This window comes from Mesorhizobium sp., from assembly GCF_017306585.1.
Lineage (GTDB): Bacteria > Pseudomonadota > Alphaproteobacteria > Rhizobiales > Rhizobiaceae > Mesorhizobium.
Window position 1 is genome coordinate 1 of the sequence record NZ_JAFKIC010000092.1, and the last position, 5,356, is coordinate 5,356.

Consider the following 5,356-nt stretch of genomic DNA (forward strand, 5'->3'; position numbering starts at 1 on the left):
TGAAGCCGTAATTCTCCGGCGACAGCTCGTTGTAATCCTCGAGCGGCTTGGCGATGCCGAGCGGATCGAGATTGGCATGCAGGTGTCCGCGCATGCGGTAGGCGCGGATCATCATGATGGCGCGCACCGAATCGCGCGTCGCCTGGTGTACGTCGGCATCGGAGGGCGCGACGCCGTTGGCGACCGCCTTCTCCTTGACCTTCTTTTCCAGATGCTTCTCGACCAGGCCCCAATTGCCGTCGAGCGCCGATACCAGCTCGCCATTGGCCTGCAACGGCCAGGAGGGCCTCGCCCAGGACGCGCCCTTGGCGTTCCGGCGCACATCGCCGGCATCGTCCTTCAGCCCGGCGAAGAACTCCTGCCACTCCGGGTCGACCGAGCCCGGATTGTCCTCATAGGCCGCATAGAGCGCGTCGATATAGTCGGCATTGCCGCCGTACAGGAACGAGGTAAGCGAAAATTGGTCGTTGGCCTGATCTTGTCGTGCCATTTTGTCCGCGGAGCCCGGCTCCGTCTCCTGTTTGGAGCGAATTGGTAGTAGCGAATAGCGAGTAGGGATTTCCCGGGTCGCGCCGCTGCTCTGTCTTCCCTATTCGCTATTCACTACTCGCTACTCACTTTAACCCTTGATCGCCTCGACCAGCGTCGTGCCCAGCCGCGCCGGCGATGGCGAAACCTTGATCCCGGCCGATTCCATCGCCGCGATCTTGTCTTCCGCGCCGCCCTTGCCGCCCGAGATGACAGCGCCCGCATGGCCCATGGTGCGGCCGGCCGGCGCCGTGCGCCCGGCGATGAAGCCCGCCATCGGTTTCCTGCGACCGCGCTTGGCTTCGTCCTTGAGGAACTGCGCGGCATCCTCCTCGGCCGAACCGCCGATCTCGCCGATCATGATGATCGACTTGGTCTCGTCGTCGGCCAGGAACGTTTCGAGCATGTCGATGAACTCGGTACCCTTGACCGGGTCGCCGCCGATGCCGACGGCGGTGGTCTGGCCGAGGCCGACATTGGTGGTCTGGAACACAGCCTCATAGGTAAGTGTTCCCGAGCGCGAAACAACGCCGACCGAGCCCTTGCGGAAGATGTTTCCCGGCATGATGCCGATCTTGCATTCGTCCGGCGTCAGCACACCCGGGCAGTTCGGGCCGATCAGTCGCGACCTGGAGCGGTCGAGCCGCGCCTTGACCTTGACCATGTCCATCACCGGGATGCCTTCGGTGATGCAGACGATGAGCGGGATCTCGGCCTCGATCGCCTCGATGATGGCCTCGCCGGCGCCCGCCGGCGGCACGTAGATGACGGAGGCGTTGGCGCCGGTCTTTTCCTTGCCCTCGGCCACCGAGGCGAAGATCGGCAGGCTCTCGCCCTTGGCGCCGGTCCAGGTCTCACCGCCTTTCTTGGGATGGATGCCGCCCACCATCTTGGTGCCGTGATAGGCCAGCGCCTGTTCGGTGTGGAACGTGCCGGTCTTGCCGGTCAGGCCCTGCACCAGCACCTTGGTGTTCTTGTCGACGAGAATGGACATCGGAGCCCTTTTCTAAAGACTGTTGATCGAGGAGGGCGAGACGCGCCGATAGACGCCGCTCACCATGTCTTGCCAGGCATCGCTGCCGGCGGGTTTGAAATGCAATCGCATGCGATAGGCGTCTGGGCCGTCGAAGATATAGGTCACCCGCGCGAAGCCGCGAGGCGACGAACGCTCCAGCGCCAGTTCCTCGCCATTCCAGGCGCCCGTGGCCGGCGAAGCGGGAACAAAGCCCATCGAGTCGAACTGATGCATGGTGACGAGGCTGTTCTGCTGGTCGAAGCCGAACACGGAATGGGCGCCGAAAGAAACCGTGCCGTCGCGGCGCTGGCGATAGCGCTGCACCACGAACTGGCCGCCGAACTCGGCCTCGGCCACCACGTCCGAGGTCGCCGTGCCTTCGTCGGCCCATTGCGTGGCCGCCACCTCTTCCACGCCTTGCCACACGCCGACCAGCGCCTGCAGGCGTTGGTGACCGGTGGAGAGCGATGAGAAGGACGCGGCGCTCATGGGATCAGAGCCGCTTCAGGTTGGTGACGGTGAGATCGCTCTTGGCGTTGCCGGTGTTGAGCGTCGTCGCCGGTTCGAACATCAGCACCACGGGCTCCGGCGTCAGCGAACGCGGCCGGTGCTCGACGCCGCGGCACGACGATGAAATCGCCCTCGCCGAGTTCGACCGGACCGTCGCGGAAGTCGATGGCGATGCGCCCGCGCAGCACGAGAAAGGCTTCGTCCTCATGCTCATGCGCATGCCAGTCGAAGGTCGCGCCGAACTTGGCGACCTTGGCCTGGCTGTCATTGACATCGCCGGCAATGTGCGGATCGAAGACCTTGCTGATCTTCTGATCCGCCGCCTCGACCAGGTTTATCTTGCGCGGAGGCACAGGCTCAGCCCTTCACCGCCTTGACGATCTTCTTGGCCGCATCGTCGAGATCATCCGCCGACACCACATTGAGACCGCTGTCGTTGATGATCTTCTTGCCGAGCTCGGCATTGGTGCCTTCGAGCCGCACGACCAGCGGCACCTTCAGGCCGACTTCCTTGACCGCGGCGATGACGCCCTCGGCGATGACATCGCACTTCATGATGCCGCCGAAGATGTTGATCAATATGCCTTCGACCGCCGGATCCCTGGTGATGATCTTGAACGCCGCCGTCACCTTCTCCTTCGACGCGCCGCCGCCGACATCGAGGAAGTTGGCAGGCTCGGCGCCATAGAGCTTGATGATGTCCATGGTCGCCATGGCAAGGCCGGCGCCGTTGACCATGCAGCCGATATTGCCGTCGAGCGCGACATAGGCGAGGTCGTATTTCGACGCCTCGATCTCCTTCTCGTCCTCTTCGGTGGTGTCGCGCAGTTCCAGCACTTCGGGGTGGCGGAACAGCGCATTGTTGTCGAACGACACCTTTGCGTCGAGCACGCGCAGCCGACCGTTCTTCATGACGATCAGCGGATTGACCTCGAGCAGGCTCATGTCCTTCTCGACAAAGGCCTTGTAGAGGATCGGGAACAGCGTGCCGCCATCCTTGGCGGCGTCGCCGTCGAGCTTCAGCGCGGCATTGAGCTTCTTGACGTCGTCGGCCGTCACGCCCTTTTCCGGATCGACGGCGACGGTGATGATCTTTTCCGGCGTATCATGCGCGACCGCCTCGATGTCCATGCCGCCCTCGGTCGAGACGACGAAGGCGATGCGGCCGACCGAGCGGTCGACCAGGATGGAGAGGTAAAGCTCGCGCTCGATGTCGGCGCCGTCCTCGATATAGAGGCGGTTGACCTGCTTGCCGGCCGGACCGGTCTGCTTGGTCACAAGCGTGTGGCCGAGCATCTCGTTGGCGTTGGCGACGACTTCGGCCACCGACTTCGCCAGCCGTACGCCGCCCTTGGCGTCGGGCGACAGTTCCTTGAACTTGCCCTTGCCGCGACCGCCCGCATGGATCTGGCTCTTCACCACATAGAGCGGGCCGGGCAGTGCTTTCGCAGCGGCTTCAGCCTCGCTTGCCTTGAACACCGGCACGCCTTCGGCCACCGGCGCGCCAAACGACTTCAGCAGCGCCTTGCCCTGATACTCATGGATATTCATTTGGATATCTCCTGATCGGCGGCAGGGACTACTTCGAGGCGAGCTGCGGCGCGATCTTGACGCAGGCGTCGGTCAGGCCCTGCACCGTCGCCACGGAAGCGTCGAACATCTTCTGCTCGCTCTTGTTGAGATCGATCTCGATGACGCGCTCGACACCGCCGGCGCCGATCACCACGGGAACGCCGACATAGGTGCCCTTGACGCCATACTGGCCCGAGAGATGCGCCGCGCAGGGCAGCACGCGCTTCTTGTCCTTGAGATAGGATTCGGCCATCGAGATCGCCGAGGCGGCCGGTGCGTAATAGGCCGAGCCGGTCTTGAGCAGGCCGACGATCTCGGCGCCGCCGTCACGGGTGCGCTGTACGATCTGGTCGAGCTTTTCCTTCGAGGTCCAGCCCATCTTGATGAGATCGGGCAACGGAATGCCCGAGACCGTCGAATAGCGGATCATCGGCACCATGGAATCGCCGTGGCCGCCGAGCACAAAGGCGGTGACGTCCTCGACCGAGACCTTGAACTCCTCGGCCAGGAAGTAGCGGAAGCGCGCGCTGTCGAGCACGCCGGCCATGCCGACCACATGGGTCTTGGGCAGACCGGAAAACTTCTGCAGCGCCCACACCATGGCGTCGAGCGGATTGGTGATGCAGATGACGAAGGCCTTGGGCGCGTACTTCTTCAGCCCGGCGCCGACCTGCTCCATGACCTTGAGGTTGATGCCCAGGAGATCGTCGCGGCTCATGCCGGGCTTGCGCGGCACGCCGGCGGTGACGATGCAGACATCGGCGCCCTCGATGCCGGCATAGTCGTTGACGCCCGTCAGGCGGGAATCGAAACCATCGACCGGCGACGACTGCGCGATATCCAGGCCCTTGCCTTGCGGGATGCCCTCGGCAATATCGAACAGGACCACGTCGCCGAGGTCCTTGAGGCCGATCATGTGAGCGAGGGTGCCGCCGATCATGCCGGAGCCGATAAGCGCTATCTTGTTGCGTGCCATGTGAGGATGATTTCCCTTTGTCAGTGACGGCGCCAACACGGCGTCGAGGAAGAGGCCGGAATGCTGCGGGGAACCGCTGATATCGCCGCACCCAATAGCTCCGGCGCGAAACAAATTCAAACGATTATTTTGGAGTGAGCATTTTCAATCGGTTAGATGGTTTGGGATTTACGTAAACGTCAAAATTTGTAAGCCGACTTGGGAGATATGCACAATGAATGTGATCATCCGAAGGCTCTATCCCGGAGATGACGCCCTTGTGATGCGGATCGCCGAGGATGTGTTCGACGAGCCGGTCAGGCCCGACCGGCTGGCGGCCTACCTCGCCTCGCCGGGTCATTTCATGGTCGTGGCGTTTGCCGACGGCATCGTCGTCGGGCAATGCGCCGCGGTCATCCACCGCCATCCCGACAAGGTCACCGAGCTCTACATCGACGAGGTCGGCGTTTCCCCGGCCTTCCAGCGCCAGGGCGTCGCGCGAAAAATGCTGGACGCGATGTTCGAGATCGGCAGGGAACATGGATGCGAGGAGGCCTGGGTCGGCACCGAGCCGGACAATGTCCCGGCGCGTGCGCTTTATGAGACGCGCGGGGAGGCGCATGGCGAGGCGGAGAGCTTCGTCATGTATGTGTATCAGTTATAAAAGTCTGCGGGACAGCGCCCCCGATGTCCGCAGGGCAATCGCATATGGTTTTTTACGAAGATTGACCCCACCCTTAATCCCACCCCACAAGGGGGAGGGAGACTTGGCCGGC

At 63.1% G+C, this 5,356-nt stretch carries 6 protein-coding genes and 1 pseudogene; 1 reads left to right on the plus strand and 6 read right to left on the minus strand.

Annotation, left to right across the window (positions count from 1 at the left end; translation table 11 throughout):
* The 6 genes and pseudogenes from sucA to mdh form a co-directional block, all read right to left on the minus strand.
* Nucleotides 1-490: pseudogene (gene sucA, locus J0I79_RS03220) on the minus strand (2-oxoglutarate dehydrogenase E1 component); the annotation flags it as partial.
* A gap of 129 nt (nt 491-619) precedes the next feature.
* Entirely contained in the window at nt 620-1,522 is a 903-nt protein-coding gene (gene sucD, locus J0I79_RS03225) for a succinate--CoA ligase subunit alpha (protein WP_292855285.1), read from the minus strand.
* Between the two features lie 12 nt (nt 1,523-1,534).
* Nucleotides 1,535-2,032, minus strand: coding sequence for a DUF1579 family protein (locus J0I79_RS03230; RefSeq protein WP_292855286.1), 498 nt, complete (start codon nt 2,030-2,032; stop codon nt 1,535-1,537).
* A complete protein-coding gene (locus tag J0I79_RS03235) occupies nt 2,029-2,406 on the minus strand; it encodes a cupin domain-containing protein (RefSeq protein ID WP_292855287.1) in 378 nt (125 codons plus the stop codon). Before J0I79_RS03235 ends, J0I79_RS03230 begins: the two co-directional genes overlap by 4 nt.
* 4 nt (nt 2,407-2,410) lie before the next feature.
* Nucleotides 2,411-3,604 (minus strand): ADP-forming succinate--CoA ligase subunit beta, encoded by a 1,194-nt coding sequence (gene sucC, locus J0I79_RS03240; RefSeq protein WP_292855288.1) that lies wholly within the window; start codon nt 3,602-3,604, stop codon nt 2,411-2,413.
* A gap of 28 nt (nt 3,605-3,632) precedes the next feature.
* Complete coding sequence (mdh, locus tag J0I79_RS03245; protein ID WP_292855289.1) at nt 3,633-4,601, minus strand: malate dehydrogenase; 969 nt, start codon at nt 4,599-4,601, stop codon at nt 3,633-3,635.
* 214 nt (nt 4,602-4,815) lie between these two features.
* Between mdh and J0I79_RS03250 the strand changes: the two genes are divergently transcribed.
* Nucleotides 4,816-5,244, plus strand: a complete 429-nt coding sequence (locus J0I79_RS03250; RefSeq protein ID WP_292855290.1) for a GNAT family N-acetyltransferase — start codon at nt 4,816-4,818, stop codon at nt 5,242-5,244.
* Nucleotides 5,245-5,356: the final 112 nt, after the last annotated feature.

Coding starts and splice junctions, on each gene's coding strand:
- sucC (WP_292855288.1), bottom strand. CDS start 3,604: ATGAATATCCATGAGTATCAGGGCAAGGCGCTGCTGAAGTCGTTTGGC.
- sucD (WP_292855285.1), bottom strand. CDS start 1,522: ATGTCCATTCTCGTCGACAAGAACACCAAGGTGCTGGTGCAGGGCCTG.
- mdh (WP_292855289.1), bottom strand. CDS start 4,601: ATGGCACGCAACAAGATAGCGCTTATCGGCTCCGGCATGATCGGCGGC.
- J0I79_RS03230 (WP_292855286.1), bottom strand. CDS start 2,032: ATGAGCGCCGCGTCCTTCTCATCGCTCTCCACCGGTCACCAACGCCTG.
- J0I79_RS03250 (WP_292855290.1), top strand. CDS start 4,816: ATGAATGTGATCATCCGAAGGCTCTATCCCGGAGATGACGCCCTTGTG.